Annotated in this window: 17 protein-coding genes; 11 read left to right on the forward strand and 6 right to left on the reverse strand. The window is 36.8% G+C overall.

The features are described from left to right. Positions 1 to 4 precede the first annotated feature (4 nt). From DWQ18_01040 to DWQ18_01065, 6 genes are all read left to right on the forward strand, one after another. The gene (locus DWQ18_01040; GenBank protein RDJ34555.1) at positions 5 to 715 is read left to right on the forward strand and encodes a chemotaxis protein CheC; all 711 of its coding nucleotides are present in this window, start codon (positions 5 to 7) and stop codon (positions 713 to 715) included. Then, positions 705 to 1538, forward strand: a complete 834-nt coding sequence (locus DWQ18_01045; protein RDJ34556.1) for a protein-glutamate O-methyltransferase CheR — start codon at positions 705 to 707, stop codon at positions 1536 to 1538. The genes DWQ18_01040 and DWQ18_01045 overlap by 11 nt, the downstream gene beginning before the upstream one ends. A gap of 126 nt (positions 1539 to 1664) precedes the next feature. Beyond that, entirely contained in the window at positions 1665 to 2045 is a 381-nt protein-coding gene (locus tag DWQ18_01050) for a response regulator (GenBank protein RDJ34557.1), read from the forward strand. 202 nt (positions 2046 to 2247) lie between these two features. Then, a complete protein-coding gene (locus DWQ18_01055) occupies positions 2248 to 4119 on the forward strand; it encodes a hypothetical protein (protein RDJ34558.1) in 1872 nt (623 codons plus the stop codon). A gap of 40 nt (positions 4120 to 4159) precedes the next feature. Continuing rightward, the gene (locus DWQ18_01060) at positions 4160 to 4867 is read left to right on the forward strand and encodes an LON domain containing protein (protein RDJ34559.1); all 708 of its coding nucleotides are present in this window, start codon (positions 4160 to 4162) and stop codon (positions 4865 to 4867) included. 139 nt (positions 4868 to 5006) lie between these two features. Continuing rightward, complete coding sequence (locus DWQ18_01065; protein ID RDJ34674.1) at positions 5007 to 6224, forward strand: PEFG-CTERM sorting domain-containing protein; 1218 nt, start codon at positions 5007 to 5009, stop codon at positions 6222 to 6224. On the opposite strand, the gene DWQ18_01070 is transcribed toward DWQ18_01065, so the two are convergent. Further along, positions 6216 to 8999, reverse strand: a complete 2784-nt coding sequence (locus DWQ18_01070; protein ID RDJ34560.1) for a copper resistance protein CopD — start codon at positions 8997 to 8999, stop codon at positions 6216 to 6218. The genes DWQ18_01065 and DWQ18_01070 overlap by 9 nt on opposite strands. 104 nt (positions 9000 to 9103) lie before the next feature. On the opposite strand from DWQ18_01070, the gene DWQ18_01075 reads away from it, so the two are divergent. Continuing rightward, entirely contained in the window at positions 9104 to 9730 is a 627-nt protein-coding gene (locus DWQ18_01075; GenBank protein RDJ34561.1) for a hypothetical protein, read from the forward strand. Between the two features lie 14 nt (positions 9731 to 9744). Here the strand turns inward: DWQ18_01075 and DWQ18_01080 are convergent, their stop codons facing one another. Continuing rightward, positions 9745 to 10602, reverse strand: a complete 858-nt coding sequence (locus DWQ18_01080) for a PEFG-CTERM sorting domain-containing protein (GenBank protein RDJ34675.1) — start codon at positions 10600 to 10602, stop codon at positions 9745 to 9747. A gap of 103 nt (positions 10603 to 10705) precedes the next feature. Next, positions 10706 to 11527, reverse strand: a complete 822-nt coding sequence (locus DWQ18_01085) for a copper-binding protein (GenBank protein RDJ34562.1) — start codon at positions 11525 to 11527, stop codon at positions 10706 to 10708. Positions 11528 to 11633: 106 nt separating this feature from the next. Here DWQ18_01085 and DWQ18_01090 point away from each other — a divergent pair, with 106 nt between their 5' ends. From DWQ18_01090 to DWQ18_01100, 3 genes are all read left to right on the forward strand, one after another. Then, complete coding sequence (locus tag DWQ18_01090; GenBank protein RDJ34563.1) at positions 11634 to 13298, forward strand: peptidase; 1665 nt, start codon at positions 11634 to 11636, stop codon at positions 13296 to 13298. Positions 13299 to 13313: 15 nt separating this feature from the next. Then, positions 13314 to 13520, forward strand: a complete 207-nt coding sequence (locus DWQ18_01095; GenBank protein RDJ34564.1) for a hypothetical protein — start codon at positions 13314 to 13316, stop codon at positions 13518 to 13520. Positions 13521 to 13595: 75 nt separating this feature from the next. Continuing rightward, positions 13596 to 13946: a response regulator gene (locus DWQ18_01100; protein ID RDJ34565.1), complete on the forward strand. Its 351-nt coding sequence runs from the start codon at positions 13596 to 13598 to the stop codon at positions 13944 to 13946. Here DWQ18_01100 and DWQ18_01105 read toward each other — a convergent pair whose 3' ends face one another. Then, on the reverse strand, positions 13947 to 14345 hold the full coding sequence (locus DWQ18_01105; protein ID RDJ34566.1) for a phosphoribosyltransferase: 399 nt from the start codon (positions 14343 to 14345) through the stop codon (positions 13947 to 13949). It abuts the gene before it with no gap. A gap of 4 nt (positions 14346 to 14349) precedes the next feature. Continuing rightward, complete coding sequence (locus DWQ18_01110) at positions 14350 to 15354, reverse strand: hypothetical protein (protein ID RDJ34567.1); 1005 nt, start codon at positions 15352 to 15354, stop codon at positions 14350 to 14352. A 131-nt stretch (positions 15355 to 15485) separates the two neighbouring features. On the opposite strand from DWQ18_01110, the gene DWQ18_01115 reads away from it, so the two are divergent. Continuing rightward, positions 15486 to 15809, forward strand: a complete 324-nt coding sequence (locus DWQ18_01115; protein ID RDJ34568.1) for a P-II family nitrogen regulator — start codon at positions 15486 to 15488, stop codon at positions 15807 to 15809. On the opposite strand, the gene DWQ18_01120 is transcribed toward DWQ18_01115, so the two are convergent. Then, positions 15810 to 17534 (reverse strand): HAMP domain-containing protein, encoded by a 1725-nt coding sequence (locus DWQ18_01120; protein RDJ34676.1) that lies wholly within the window; start codon positions 17532 to 17534, stop codon positions 15810 to 15812. Positions 17535 to 17601: the final 67 nt, after the last annotated feature.

Consider the following 17601-nt stretch of genomic DNA (forward strand, 5'->3'; position numbering starts at 1 on the left):
TTTCTTGACGCAGTTAACAAAACTAGAGCCAGATGAAATTACAAAACTAGAAAATACATTTAATGAATACATCACAGCAAAGACCTCTTCTGCATTATCCACATTATTTTCAGAATCAATTTTTCACAAAGTGAAGATACTTGATGATGGAATTTGTAACATAAAAGAGACTAAAATTCCTGATGATGAGATAAAGATGTGCGGAATTAGCCTCAACGGAAAAGGCGACACACACATTGAAATTTGTTATACAATCAAGATAAAATATGCAAAAAAAATTGCCGCAAAACTCCTTGATCAACCAATTGATGAGCTAGATGATCTAAGTACATCTGCAATACAAGAAGTGGCAAACATCATGACCGGCTCATTTTTTAATGCAATGTCAAGTTGTACAGGGTTTAGGGTAGAACTATCTACGCCTGATTTTGCAAAAGGAGAACTTCCATCATTGGTAAGCGTCTGTGCAAAAAACATAGCAAACCCAATTGATACTGTAGTGATTACCGATGCAGAATTTGTGGGAGAAGAAAGCGGAATAAAAATTCACATGATGATCTTGCAGGATATTCTTCATATACGTGAATTACTAAAACATCAAAATTCTAAAAATTCTGTAGAAAAACACGAGGAAGAATATTTTATTGGAGGCCAAAACTCTGAGCTAGATTCACTTGTAGAGGATGCCTTAAAGGAGGAAAAACATGCTAGCTAATGTCACTTTTTCTGAAAAAGAGATCTCTCTGATCAGTAATATCATGAAGGATAATGTGGGAATTGATCTCTCTGATTTCAAACTGCCCTTCATATCAAGGAGAATTAATGCAAGAATGCAGCTCAAGGGAATTAGAGAAGGCTCAGAATATGCCAGACTGTTAGATGAGGATCCTCTAGAGCCACTTAACCTGTACAACTCCTTATCAATCAATGTAACAAAATGCTTCAGAGATCCAAACGTATGGGAAACTTTTCGCGCAAATATTCTTCCATCAATGATTGAAAAAATCAATACCAATGAAACCATCCAAGTTTGGAGTGCAGGATGTGCAACAGGTCAAGAACCATACAGCCTTGCAATAATGCTCAATGAAGCAATTGGAGCCAAAAAAATTCATTTTAAAATTACCTCGACTGATATGAATAGGGTCTCAATTAGTATTGCAGAGACTGGAAAATATGATCCAAAAAGTCTTAGTAACATTCCGACTGAGCTATTTCCAAAATATTTTCAAAAATTAGATGATGAACTCTACCAAGTAAGAGATGTTCTAAAACAAAATGTTGATTTTATTGTAGGGGATGTAAGTTCCGTTGACATTTCCTCAATGGATCTTGTTGTGTGTAGAAATTTGCTAATCTATTATAGTCGTGATGCTCAAGAATTATTATTCAAAAAATTCCATAAATCATTGAAACAAGAGGGGCATCTGATTTTAGGAATGGATGAATCAATGCTTGGGACAATCGGTACTAGTCTATTTCTTCCATTATACCCAAGGGAGCGAATTTACATAAAAGCAAGGGGAGACTCTTCTTGAATTTAATCAAGTCTTCAAAAATTGCAAAAAATTCGTTTAAGAATTTTTTTAAAATGTATGTTCGCTCTGGACATACTCAGGGATATTACTTTAATTCAGGAACAAAAGTAATGCGAGGATTGTACCATGAGTAGCCGTGCTCCTAAAGTACTCATCGTTGATGACGCATCATTTATGCGAACATTACTCAAAGATATTGTAAAAAAGAACGGTTTGGCAGGGGAGATCTTAGAAGCAGGTGATGGAGTTGAAGGTGTCAAAGCATACCAACAACACAAACCTGATCTTGTTACAATGGATGTAAACATGCCAAGAGCAGACGGCATCCAGGCCTTGCGTGCAATAATGAAGATTAATCCAGCAGCAAAAATAGTCATGGTGACTTCTGTTGAACAAAAAGACATTGTCCAGGATGCTATGCGTCTTGGGGCAAGGGATTATGTTGTAAAACCCTTTGATCGTTCTGCAGTACCATTGGTTCTAAACAAAGTTCTAAGACAGAGATAATCAATACCAAAAGGACTCTTGAATCCTTTGGATGTGCCAAATTGGATCTAAAAACTTGGTAAATATGCCTGATATTTTATAGAATAAGCCCGTTCAGGGCAATTGGGCATGATGGAGGGGTACTCTATTTATCGAGAAGGCAGTATGGAATTGACACATTATTGTGTCTTAGAATTTCCAATCACTGTAAAACTTTCTTCCAGTGTGCACTGGAGGAAAATTTTTGGCCAGTAATACTAGCGGCTTTTCTGAAAGAACTGTAATTCTTTTAGTTATAGCTGGAATTACTGCAACAATTTCTGGTTCTTACTTTGTATTCATGGATGCATCTGGTGAGAATGCTGGAGTAAATGTTGGTGAAGGACCGCGTGGTCTTGGAATCAACCCTTACACAAATACAGTTTATGTTGCAAATTATGTTTCAGATACAATTTCAGTAATTGATGGTCAAACAAACACTCTTCAAGATACAGTTGAATTAGATGGAGGATTATTTCTTACAGGAGGAGCCGCAAGAATAGCGGTAAACCCATACAACAATCTAATCTATGTAACACAAAGATTTACCGATTCTGTATCAGTAATTGACGGTCTAACAAACAATGTTGTGGCAACCATTCCAGTACAAAGTGGACCATGGGCAATAACGATTAATCCTAACACAAACTTTGTTTACACAACAAATCTCTTCTCAAACACTGTATCGGTAATTGATGCAAGCACAAATCAAGTTGTAGAAACAATTCCAGTGGGTAGCGGTTCATGGGGAATTAGCATCAATACTAATACCAACATTGTATATGTTGCAAACAGTTTGTCCGATACTGTGACAGTCATTGATGGAAATACAAATACAAAAATTCAAGAAATAACGGTTAACGCAGGCCCTTGGGGAGTTGATGTAAACTCTTTTACAAACAAGGTTTACGTTACCGGATGGGATTCCGACAAAGTAACCATAATCGATGGAAACCTCAATGCAATTGAGAATTCAATTGTAGTTGGCTCAGGCATCTGGGGAATTGCTGTAAATCCACTGACTGATTCCATATTTGTTGCAAATGAGAATACTGGCACAATTTCAGTAATTGATGGTCAGACAAATGAGATATCCAATGTAATTCAGACCGATATTGCTCCTAGAGGAATTGCCGTAAATCCATTTACAAACGAGGTCTACATGACTAATCTCTTTTCAAATTCAATATCGATGGTAGAAGGACCTTCAACCTCAATTGATGTTGATGCCTTGCTACGAATCTTAAATCAATTACAATCAAACCATAATCTTGATTCAGATATACTGTATCAGATTCTTGAAAATACTGCCTTACATTATGACACAGATGACGAAACTTTGGTATCAATAGTACAGGGAGTAACAAATGGATTTGGTAACATTGACTCTCAGACGTTATCACGAATCATTGAAAAACGTGATTTTGGTATTGAAATTGATGCAGATGCATTTGAGGAAATCTTTGATAATCTTGATTCACAAAATGTCATCAATACTGAAAAAATTGATGCAATATTACAAAATCTGTCTAATAATGAAAACATAGACTCTGAGGCAATCTTTTCTTCATTAGAAGAGATACTACTTAGCTATGAAAAAATTGATCCTGTTACACTTGGAGTGATCTTAGAAAAAGTTGACATTAACAATCAAATCAAGCCTGATACAATCAAAAATATTCTAGCTAATCTTGAGCTGAATCAAAGCGTTGATTCCTTGGTGTTGGCAGATGTACTAAACGGTTTGATCTACAATGATGAGATGTTCAATGGTGCAGAACTAGACATTGATGCAGTAGCTATAGCACTATTCAATGAGTTTGAAGAAAATGATTCAGGAGGACAACTCAACCCTGACGAGGTACCACTCTGGCCAAAGATAATTGCTGTTCATTATTCAGGTGGAGAAATTGCAGAGTCTGATCTAAAAGATGTTTCAATTGATTGTAGCCTTGATGCATTCAAGAAGAATTTGGACTTTAACAACATGGATAGCCTCTTTAATCTCTGGGCGTCTTCACTGCCTCTATGTGCCATGGGATATCCTGGCTCCTAAAACTGACAGTCATATATCCAATGAATAGATACTGTGAGTATTGAGCATCAAGACTATCCCAATATTCCCATTAGATCTAGTACTATTTCCTGGTCAGGAATTACCGCTTAGAATTTTTGAGCCGCGATACAAGCAGCTTGTAGATGATTGCATGCTAGGCGATGGACAATTTGGTGTGTGCCTGATTGATGATTCTGAAAAAATTCAAGGATGGCAGGCACCACATAGCATTGGAACAATAGCAAAGATCACAAAATGCCAAGACATTGACATTGCTGGCAGACATCTTTCCATAGAGACAGTAGGAAGGGGCAAGTTCAAGATTAAAAAAATAATCGAGCCTGCAGTATCATTACCATATGACTATGATCCAAACTCTGAAGAAGGATTGGAGAGAATGGGGCAATTACATGAAAAAATTGGAATCAATGAAAAGCTCTACATCCGCGCTGAGATTCAAATGATTCCAGAGATTACTGAAACGATAAAGCTTGATCAATGGAAAGAACTGGTGGAACTGTGGAAAGAAAAAATCATCTTGCAAGCACTGCCACGTGTTCTAAACCCATTTGAACTGGATCAAATACTTGTACAATACAGCTTAATCTCTGAAATCCCGACAATTGATTATGTATACTCACTTGCCGCATTGGGTGCTGCAAGTCCCAACGAATTACAACCGCTTCTTGAGACAGACAATCTGAACGATTTAATACAAAAGGTAAAAGAGCTATTCCAGAGGCGATAGCTTGAATCAATTCATTGTTCTTTTTACATTATCCGTAGTGTTTTTTCCACTAGTACCACAAGTGTTTGGTCATGGTTTTGGTCTTGATACAATCTCAGATGTTACAATCAATGACAAAAAATTATCAATTACTATAGAAATGCCAACTGATTTTGATCCTGAGAAAGATGCACAACTAACAATTACTGCAACTGATCAAAAAAGTAAGGAACCTGCTCAAAATGTTACGTTTCTCGTAGGACTATTTCATGACGATGAAATGATTTTTCGAAATTATTTCTTTGCACCAAATGGTGTGACAACTATAATTCTAAATCCTACAGATGATGAGACGATCAAAATTACTGGAAATCAGGATTCGCTTTTGGGTGCATGGCATGGCACAGATTCACAACCTGTAACCATTAGTGGTCCAGTATTCGAGTCAGGAGGATTATACCAATTTGAGATTGAGATTAGAACAATTGATGAGCCAACAAATATCATTGAAAACGAAAAGACCTATTCTGCAGATGTTAGTGTGATAGAAGTAAGCACTCATCCACAAAAGGACAGTAAAGGTAATGACGTAAATTTTAGGATGAAATCATACTTTGATAGCATCAATGAGTTCAGATACGAGCCTGAAAATGAGCTAGTAGAGTTTGAGATGCCCTTTGACTGGAGTGATGGCACCATCTCGCACATTCCTGTAGTTCATGAAGAAGTTCACTTTCCAAAGGATTTTGTCGAATTTTGGAGTCCCAGCTATGTAGGTAAAGTAAACGGAATTGAGCTGTTCAAGTCATCAATTACCATTGATGACTATACTGAGGAGGATGAGCGAATTGTTCATTTTGTCTTACTTGGGGATCATTTGAAATACGTAAAAAATGAGATGCAAAAAAACAAGCAAGAGATTCCTGATAAGATGATCTTTTCATTAACGAAAAGCGAAAAATCTGCTTTCCCTATGATTGCAATGACAAAAAATGAAGAGCTTCAAGTTGATCTGTCTTGGGATCCACCAGAGATAAGTCCCGATCAAAAAACGAAATTTGTGTTTACCATACGTGATGGAAGAACTGGTGAGCCAATGAGGCAATCAACATATGATTTTGTAATTATTCAAAATGGAAACGAGATTCATAGAAACAGCGGAAACGCCGCAGTTGGTGGCGCATTTGAAGACTATACATTCTCAGAAGACCAGACAGGTCCAACAATAATTCGATTTGAAAACATTCGAAATACTGGATATGAAACAGAATTTGGAGTCGTTGTTGTTCCTGAATTTGGAGAAATTGCAGGACTAGTTTTGTTGGCGTCTTTGTTGCCAATTCTATTAGTTGGTAGAAGGCTGAAACGATTATTCTGAATCAACAAGTGAGTTTATTCTTCTCTTATCGTATACATTTTTGACAAAGAAGAGTGATGTTGCAATTACCCCCATTGCAATTAGTGGTGAAGCAATTTCAGAATATCTCAATGAAAATTCTGATTCATCAATTCGTACTGTACTGGTATTTGGAAGCTCTGTTAGCTCTACTTTTCCAAGCTTGTATGGCTTTTGTTCTACAAACCAGATGTCTTGATTACTATCAGATGTGGTAAACTGTATCCAAGACTCTGATGTTGGAATGGGAACCTCGATGAATTGTTTGGTGTCTGGATTAAACACTCCTAGCTTGTCTACTGTATGCTCTGCAAACCAAGCGTTTTGGTATCTATCAAATACAACACCATTTGGAAATGCATTAGAATCTGGAACCGAATATTTTGAAAAAGTCTCTAGATCTGGGTTAAACTTTGTAATGTATCCTCCAGCTTGGTGTTCTGCAATCCAGATGTTTCCCTGTGCATCAAATGTCAATGTTTCAGGTGTAGAGAGAGGCGTCCTTGGCTTTATTTCTCTAATCTCACCAGTCTCTGGAATGATGTATCCTATCTGTCCTGAAACCTGCTGTGAGAACCACACCTTTCCCTTGGCATCAGATGCTAGAGCAAAAGGTGCTGAATCTGCAGTAGGAAGGCCAAACTCCTCAAAGTTTTTCGTTTCCTGATCATATCGTAACAAGACATTCTTGTTTACAATTGAAATCCAGATGTCATTATTCAAATCTGCAGCCAAAGCAATTGGAAATGAATCCTGTGTAAGTGGTTTTAATTTTGGCAGCTCAACTAATGATACCTGTTGTGATTTTGGATCAATGAAACCAATTTGACTTCCTGGAATGTCAGTAAACCAAATCTTTCCATCATTATCAACTGCTAATGTAATTGATGACTTGCCATCAAATTCAAACTTTTCAAACTCTTGTGTTTCTATTGCAAACTTCCAAACTCTTGGCGCTGATGAATCACTAATCCAAATGTTTCCTGCCCCATCAAAGACTGGATACAACGGAGCTCCTGGCTCTGGAAATTGATATTCTATAACATCTGCTTTGAGATCAGCTAATCTCGGTTTCACAAATGGATTCATGATTACACTTTCGTTTGCACTTTCAGTACGCTTTGCTTCAATCTCAACCTGCCAAGTGCCTGAGAATCCAAACGTGATATCTCCCCTGAATTTTTCTCCAGATTCATTTTGACTGATCTTTTCTGTGGGGATCTCAATTGGTGATACTCCCCGTTGAGGATTAGATACTTTGATCTTTACCTCGTCAAGATCTACAACAGCTTTTCCTGAAACATCTGATACTGTGACCCATATCGTATTGGAACCTGTAACAAATGGTAAAATTTCCACATCAAATCTTATCGTATCAGAGAATTCTGATGAGATTAAACCAAAATTAATTTGCTCTGCAGAAACAGTTTGAATCTCACCTGCTGGTAGCGTTCCATTAGTAAGCAAAGCAACAACTCCCAAAAGTGCAATGCCTAAGACAGCTTCTGCCTTTAGGTACTTGCTTAATTTTTTGTGAACCTTGACAGTTTTTGATTTAATCTTAGATTCGGCATCCTTCATTACTCCAAATTGGTAATATCCGCCCATGGCAATCATGGCTGCTGCAAGCAGTATCTTTGCCATGATTAGCTTGCCATAGGTTGATTCTGTAATGATTCCAATGTTGCTCTCAAGCAACCACAGCAAGGTGGGGCCTGAAACAATCACTATTCCAACTGAAATTACAATCATTATTGAGAATCTTGGTATGGCAAGAACTGACATTATCTCTCGTTTCGTTTCCTCTAGTCTTCCAAAAGTTGGAAGCAGAACAAAGACAAAGAAGATTATTCCTCCAATCCATGCGGCTGAAACCAAATTATGAACATAATCTAATACAACAGCAGGCATCTGTTCACTTGCCATTCCATGTCCTAACATTGTTGTAGTTGCAATCAGTGCCAAGGACAATATCAAAAGCGGTATCTGTTTTTTGAAAGAAAGTGCTCCCATCCTGTCCATTGCAAACCAAATTCCAAGTAGGATGACTGTGATGCCCATTCTAATTATCCATGTAAAACCAAATGATGTCTCCAATACATCAAATGCAGAGGCCTCAAGTCTTAGCGACTGGACAATTAACATCAAAATGTTTGATGCAAAAACTATGGAAAGACCAAAACCCGTAACTGATAAAAATTTTCCATGAAAAAACTCTTGGACCTTGCTCATGTCGTCTTTTATCAAATCTTTTCTTTGTGTTCCCCACACAAACATTGAAGCTATTGCTGCCCCTAGGACTATTGTTTGTCCAACTAATCCTGGAAACCTAGCACCTGCTTCAGGAAAGAAAATTAATTCAGCTGGTGATGATGCACCTGCTGACTCGTCAATAACTACATCACCTACTCCAAAGATTATGGCATCTGATACGAGGTGTCCATCAACCTTTGATAGAACTTTACTGGTTACTGTGTATGTTCCATCCTCAAGAGGAGGAGTTGTAACAATTAATGAATAATCTCCTTCAAAATATTTTGTATCTTTATTGTCGATTTGATTTCCATTACTGTCTAACACTTTGAGTACACTAAAGTTTAGCTCTATTCCTTCTGAATAGTAAACAATGACTTCAGATGTTCCTGCAGCAACATTTGAAAATCTTGCTGGATTTGTTTCCTCTGTGAATGGATGAGCATACGCTAGTGGAAGACTAGTTACTGAAATTAGTAAAAGAATCATCAAAAACTTGTTCATTTATTATTCCATTGGCTGCTGCTAATTTAAACAATTTACATGATATTCGATGTTTGTACCAAGATACGGGAAATCTTAAAATCGATTGAGCATCGAATTAAAGTATGAATCATCTTGTTTTGCTATTTGCAGTTCTGATTATAGGCATGGGAGTTACGCCTGCTTTTGCCCATACTACAGTTCATGTGGAACAGTATGAAATTGAAGTTGGTTGGGGCATTGAACCACCAGTAGTAGGAATAAGAAACGACTTTGTTTTCCAAATCTCTGAATCTGGAGCTAATGAAGGAGTAAAGTCGGGTGTAATCAATGCATTTAGAAATCTAGAGGCAACTGCAAAGTTTGGCGGCATAACAAAAGTTCTTGATATTAATTCTGACCCTAGACCTGGTCATTATTACTCACCTGTAATTCCAACCAAAGTTGGCTCCATCTTAATTGACATCAAGGGAGAAATCAACGGCGTACCAATTGATGTTGAAATCCCCGTAGAGGATGTAGAGACAACAGCTGTTCTTGACTTTCCACCGTCTACTGGTTCATCTAATCAAGACATTACATCTATGAAAAATGCAATATCATCACTACAAAAAGAAATTAACTCTTTGAAAACTGGCTCTGGAGCTAACTTGGATAATGTTGGACCTGCATATGACTTTGCAATATTTGGATTGTCACTTGGTGCCGCAGGTGTAGTACTAGCAGTAGTGGCAATGATAAAAAGAAAATAAGAAAGAGAAAATTCCTATAGTCTTGGAATAACTCTAGATTTTGCAGTTACTGCGATGATGCTGATTATGGCAACACTGAGTATCAACATTGTAATTGCTCCAAACTCTGGAACAACTTTTGTAAATACTACTTTTTCACCGATTGGGCCAGTTCTTGTACTAAGCTCGCCTACTCCAAGTCCTTGTAGTGTAATTTCAACATCTACTGGATCTGCAGTCTTTAGTGGAGCTGTAGTGTGAGATCCTGTTCCCTCATGATGATGTGCACCTTTGTCATCTAATACGACTGCACCTGCTTGTGTTACTTTGATATCGTGGTTTAGATGTTCCACTGTCATACCATTAGGATCTTTTACCTCAAGAGAAATTTCTAGTCCTGCACCTGCTGCTGGTTTGTCAGCCCAGATCATTACTGAATATCCGCTTGCGGTCATTCCCATAGCTGAGGCATCGCCTTCCATGTGCATCATTCCATCACCGTGATCATCACCGTGATCATCTTCCATTTCTTCGGCTTGTACATGTACAATGCCTACCATCCATGGATGTACTTGACAAAAGTATGGGTAATCACCTGCAACTTCAAACTTGTGAGAGAATGAATTACCTGCTGTAAAGAAGCCACTATCAAATCCATTTGGATAATCAACTCCAACTAGATCCTTGTCTTCATTTAGATCTCCAGCAGTTACTGTGTGACCTGCGTCATCATTTACCCATGTTACTTCGCCACCAACATCTACGGTTACTTCATATGGAATGTAACATTCGTTTGTTTCTTCACAACCTGGTACACTAGAACCCATACCCATTTCAACTGTAGCAGTTGCATGGTCAGCAAATGCTGATGGGACTGTTGCGCCAGCCATAATTGCAAAGAGAACGAAGATTGAGCTAATAGCTATTGTCTTCATTGCTTCAATACCCCTTCCAGTAACATAAAAACCTCTCCTAGGATTATTACAAGTGGCTTGGCTATTTTCTTCTAAACTGGTACACTTTTAGAACTGCAAAAGTTGGTAGTCCTATATAGATTCCAGCATTTAGCATAATGATTCCAATTCCATAACCTAACATCTCTTCTTCAGAATCAACATCAACATAATTCAAAATTGAAAGCGTTGATACCAATGGAGTAATTGCAAGCTTTACTGTTTCTTTGAATATTGGATTTTCTCGCTCATAGTCAGCTATTGTTGGTGAAAATGAATAGTACAACTGGTTGAATCCTGTCATGAATGCAGTACCTGAATGAGTAGATAATACTACATTATCTCTAATCTCTCGTAGCTGTTGCACCTGTGGAGCAAGCTCAGATCCAAATGCCGCAGTAGCGATAAGACACCCTCCGCCTTCTTTTCCATCAGAAATTGGCGGCATAGATTGTGATGCTTCTTCACCAACGGCAACTGCAAAAGTTACAGTCTCTAATGGAATTGGCTGAAACAAAATTCCTTCAACTTCGATCACTGCGTCATAAGTTCCCTTTTGTCCAAATTCCACTGGGATTGTTACGGAACCAGTAGATGTATGTGTTAGTGGTATTGGCCCAAACATGGTAACGCCATCTTTGAGAACTGTTAATCTGTAATCAATATGCTCTTGAACAGTATTTGTAGTTGGATTTAGGAAATCAATGCTTAGCTTTGTGATATCTCCTGGATTAGGACTTGCAGGAGAAGTTGAGAAATCAACATTTAATGTTCCTTGATCGGTTGGAAGTACCTGCGAGTTTAATTGTGCAAATGCTGGAGATATAAGAAAAGATGCAAACAAAATTGCTAGTAGAATTTTCACAAGTCATTTTACTCTATACCAGATATAATAATTTGCCATGATGTCAGTGTTAAAAGTGATAAATTCGTCGTATACTTAAATAAGGAATTTCGACTAATTACTCTAGTTGTCATCAAAATTACCATTGTTTATTGCACTAGCTGCAATTATCGCAGTTCCAATTATAGCAGATGAAGCATTTGCTCATGGACTAGGAGGAGACATGGCACCGCCAATTAACTTTGGTGGAATGAAAGTTACAGTTAGTACTGAACTTAGTCCAGCCGATATTACTGTAGGTGAAGTCAATGAAGCAAACATGAAAGTTCGATTCTTTGACACCCTTACTGACACTACATTTGAAAAAGTCACCTATCGTGTAGAAGTTTGGCGAAGCGGTGATCTATTAGCACGAAACTTGTTTTATGATCTTGATGGAATTCTGAATGTCAAGATTCAACCAGTTCAAGGATGTACTGAGAATGATCTCTGGAGATGTACAACCTACTATGGTTCACAACATGTTAGTGCACCTGGAGCATTGTTTGTAGAAAACGAAGGACGACCAACCGTAAAGGGTCCAATTTTTGATAAAGGCGGACTGTATAACATTCGAGTAGACATTGAAGGAGCAACCAGTCCAAAAACACAACTATCACAAATTCTAAGTTATGATACATTTGTTAGTGTTGCACAGGAACAGGACTTTGTGATAAATGCATATGCACAAGAAGTTCCAGTAATTGTAAAAACATACTATGATCACGTTGATAATTTCTCTTTTGACACCAAAGATGATTCTATTTCATTTGATATGCCATTTGACTGGGATCCAGAATATGTTAATCTAGTCCAAGTTGTTCACGAGGAAATTAGAGTGCCAAAGAGCTTCTCTCCATATTCAGAAGGTAAACAATTCAAAGGATTTGTTAATGGTGTAGAAGTTGATAACCGCGTCTTACTGTTAGATCCATATTCGTACGAAGATTCCAACGTTGTTCATTTTCTAGTAACTGGTGCAGAGCTTGAACGAATCAATAACAAATTAGGACCTACTAACCAAAAAAGTGGCATTATGAAATTTGAGCTAGTTCCTCAAAGTGAAGTACAAAAGAACTCTGTAGAGTTTTATCTAGTCAAAAAAGATTCTGGAGCTAAATCTGGAACCAATGTTAACATATCTTGGGATAGCAGATATGGAGTTAATGATGAAATTCCATTTGAGTTTACATTCTTTGATGAAAAAGGAAATCTGCTAAAGGATGTTCGTTATGCATACTATGTAATTGATTCTAAAAATAAAGTTGTAACATCCGGAGGAACTGATTCTCAACAAGCTAATGGTATAGTAGCTTCTGAGGGAATTGATATCCAAAAAATCAAGCTGCCAAAGCAGGACAGCTATAGAATTGATGTTGCTCTGTTAGGCTTGGGAATAAACTTTGAACAAAAATATGCTGGAATAGGATCTGGATTAATTGAAGTCGGTCCTAGCACAGGAATGTCTGCCCCAAAAACATCTGCAGTATCTATTCCTGATTGGGTTAGAAACAATGCAGGATGGTGGGCTGATGGACAGATTGGAGACTCTGACTTTGCATCAGGCATTGAATACATGATCAAAGAAAAAATTATCAAGGTTCCCACAACTCAAAGCAAAGGAAATGGAGAATCTGTGATTCCTGATTGGGTTAGAAACAATGCGGGCTGGTGGTCAGAAGGCTTGATCTCTGATGAAGATTTTGCAAACGGTCTACAATTCTTGATTGCAAACGGTATAATTTCAGTTTAGAAAAAAGGTGATACTATGCGAGACATTAATGATATCATGCCAAAGATTCCTAACATGAAATGGGGCGCTTTACTCAACAAAGCTCCTACAAATGATAAAGTCGAGCAGATGAACAAAATCTTTCCTCACAATGGAAAGTGGCATACAGTGTTTGAGGAAGAAGATCAAGTAGTAATTGATGGAAAAAGAATCTGGAAAAAAGAACCAGAAAAGTGGACATAATAGACTGATCGGTTGCTAGCCTGTTCGAAACTGACAAATATTTTGTTAATAATATAGAATTGTGATGATTCTCACTTGGCCAAAGTAATGGTAGCTGATGATTCAGAATCAATTCGAGTATTACTGCGAGATGTTATTGCTATGGGAAAACATGAGCTGGTTGCAGAAGCAGTAGACGGTCAAGATACAATTGATAAATTTAACAAATTCAAACCCGATGTTTTACTTTTAGATCTTGCCATGCCAAAAAAAGATGGTATTACAGTTTTGCGTGAGATAATGCCAAAAAACCCTGAACTCAAAGTAATTGTGGTTACTGCAAATGGAACTGAAAAAATTATTTCAGAATGCATGGATGCTGGAGCAACTGATTATGTTGCAAAACCATTTCAGCCAAACGAAATATTAGAAAAAATTACAAATTAATTATTTATGTTCAAATCTATCCCACGGAAAAACAATGTATTCATCACCTTCTGTCATCTTTGCATAAATTAGCTGCTTTGGAAGCTTTTTTCCTTTTCGTGCAAAGATAGTTGCATAAATCATTCCCTCCAAATCCTCAGCTTTTGGTGAAATCTTTTCAAAAGTATTTCCTGTATCATAGATATCATCTACAAATAATGAATCCCTTGGAATGACATTGCCATCAACAAGAATTTTTTTAATTCCTAGTCTGTCTGCAAGTAATCTAGCAGGAACTAAACCTCCCCTGCTGATAGTCGAAATACTCTGAAAACTAATTCCTAAATTCTTGATTGAATTTTCTAGCATAGAACAGTAAGATTCTATGTCTTCCCATGTTACGTTTTTTTTCTGTATCATATGACTAAACCGCACTTGATTTTCTAAATGATCTTTTTCCTTTTCCATACATCATGTAAAGTACTGCAATAATTGCCAACGCACCAGGAATGGTAATTATTAAGATCAGTATCTCATATTGTAATTCTACCCTCTTTGCAGGCTGAACAACTATCTCATGATGCTCTTGTTTTTGGGTATTATCATAAACCATGGCAGTAAAAACTATGGTTCTCATTGACAGATCAGCTGCGGGACCTCTTGCAGCACTTTCAATACCTGAGCTTCCGGCACTTTGTATGTTTTCAAATCTTATCTCAATTTGGCCTGGCTTGTCAAAAATATAATTTCTATAATCTCCTCCAACTGAGGTCACTCCCTCATCACGAAATATTTCTACTCCGCTTTGAAGTAAAATGAAATCATATTTCATCTTATCAAGATTAGAATTTGTTGCAGGATCATAGGTGTGATAAATGAATGCAACTTTTTCATGGGTTAGAATTACATCAGGCTCCCAGGTTAGATCAAGCTCTACTAGACCATCATGAGTATAACCAATTATTGGAAATTCGTCAATCTTTTGACCGTTTGCATCATGAGGATAATCTGGAATAGATTCTCCAACAAAAACAACTCCTTCCATCCAAGGATGGATTGTACAATAATAATTGAATAATCCTGAATTTGAAAAAGTAAAAGACCATGATTCATCCTTTAGAAATCTTCCACTATCAAATACTCCAGATGGTTCACCAAACTTTGTTCCACTCATCCAGCCAAATCTTCCTGTCCCTTGACCACTTGTTACAGTGTGGCCCTCCCTATCATCATTAATCCAGGTTACAGTATCGTCAACATTGATTTTGGCTACTGGTGGCTCAAACCAATTTTCAACAGGTGTATCAAATGTTGGATCGTATGCACCAAAAGGAATACTAACAAAATACTCTTCTGCTGATGCAAAGCTTACTAGATTAACTACGGCAAAAGAAAAAAGTAAAATTGCAAACAAGAACATCTTCATTATTTGAAATCGAATCTATTCTTTACATAAATCATGCTCATGTTTTTAGTTCTGATTATTAGTATTGATAATTATCAATATCAGATTCGATAATCAAATATTCACTTTAAAGAAGATTAATCTCTAAACTCATTATGAAAAAGATTGAAGCCATTGTTCGCAGCGAGGTTGCAAAAAATGTTGCTAACGAACTACACAGAAATAACATTGATGGAGTAACCTTGATTCAATCCTTGGGAAAGGGCTCTGGGGAGCGTCCTTGGATAGGAGGAGAGCATGGTCACAGAATTGAATTTAATGCTGTAGATGTAATTATTACCATAGTGGATGATTCCAAAGTCGACTCTACGATATCTCTTATCTCAAAAATAGCACACACCGGAGAAAGAGGCGATGGCGTAATTTTTGTATCTAACATAGAAGATGCCTACAGCATAACTACAAAAAAGAAGATTTAGTTATTTCTTGCTAACTATGTATGCAATAAACCCATACTCTTCATCCATTAATCCACCACTCACTTTCTTAAACGAATATTCTTCAAGGGATTTTGCATTTTCATAAAAATCGTCTCCCACGATTAATCCATTTGCAGGTGCTGCTCTGTTTATTTTGGCACAACGATTAACAGTTGAACCAAAAATGTCATTAACTGAGGATGTTGACATCTTTGCAATCCGTACAGGACCAAATGTGGCACTAATTCTGTAGTCAAATGTAGGAAGATCTGCCTTTTTCATATCTTCTTTGATTTTATCACTTGACTTTCCCAAAGATAGGCAGCATTCTATTGTCTGTTTGAATACGTTTTTCTTATCATTTGGAAGTTTTGGAAAATAAAATAACAGTGCATCTCCGATATTTTTTACAACGATGCCGCCAAAATTCCTAACAATTGTTGCAGTTGAATTTAGAAATATCCTATAAAATTCACTTGTATCTTCATCTGATAACTTTGAAGTTATTTTTGTAGAATTCATAATGTCTACCATACATACACAATAATTTTCACTGTAATCTGAAAATTGTAAAAGAATATCTTCTTGTTGTCTGATTACGCTTTCTTTATCTTTAATTTCCAAGAGGGAATCTTGTAGTTTTTTTGCCATTGCATCAAATGTAACAGAAAGATTTCCAATCTCATCATTTGTCTTAATGTTGGTCCTTACTCCAAAGTTACCCTCTGAAATTTCATTAGCCGCATTTTGTAATTTCTTTAGTGGCTTTGAGATACTTTTTGATAAGACAAAAGCAACACCTGCCATTATCACTGTAATTACTATACCAGTCAGGAAAATTCTATCTTGAAGAATTAAAATTGGTTCTATTACCTCTTCGGAGTCAATTTCTGCTAGTAATACAAATCCTAGATCTTTTGCACAATAAGACGAACCGTAAATGTCTATTCCACGATAATCTTTGTAGAGTCCAACAGTGTTTTCCCCATTTTCAAAGCAATCCTTTACCGGCAATGTCTCTACTTTTTGATTGAATATCGCATTCTCGATAAATCTTGATTCTGAAAGCATCAAGTAGTCATCATTTACTAGATATGTTTCACCAGTAATGCCTAATCCACCTCTGTTTAGTAAAATTTCGTCAATTTGTGTAGTACGCATTTTTGTTACCAAGACACCTATGGGTTCCGAAATGCTTGTTGTTCCTGCTACATAGATTGGAACAGAGACAATCATTTTTTTATCATTATTTGAGGTAGGTTCAAAATCTACAAACGACTGAGTTCTTCCATTGAGGAATGACTCCTCATTTGAATAATCATCTGTTGGTAATTTTGTTGTTGAAAAATATACAATTCCATTCTTTCCAATAATTTTTACATCTTCAAGACCAATTGAAAATCCTACAATGTTTTGGAATTCTTTAATCTCTCCGAGGAATAATTCTTCACTTTGTTTAATTTTTTGCTTATAATTCACATTATCGTTATTGATCTCTTGAACTAAATTCTGAATCAGCCTGTCTCTTGATAAGACCTTGATCTCTTTAACTCTGGTATCAAGGATATCAGCTACAGCATCTCCGCGAATTGAAGATTCACTAATTAATTGCTCCCCTATTCTCTCAATTAGAATTTGTTCTGCATAATTAAAACTCAGAAATGCCGTAACAAATAATGCAGTTACTGAGACAAGCAGTACCAATAATATTAACTTCTTATCTATGCTAAAGGGAACTTTTGTAATCAACTAGTATTCGTTTTAAACCGAGTCTTATAATAGCAACTATGAA

It is taken from the genome of Thermoproteota archaeon (assembly GCA_003352285.1).
In the GTDB taxonomy this organism is placed as follows: Archaea; Thermoproteota; Nitrososphaeria; order Nitrososphaerales; family Nitrosopumilaceae; genus PXYB01.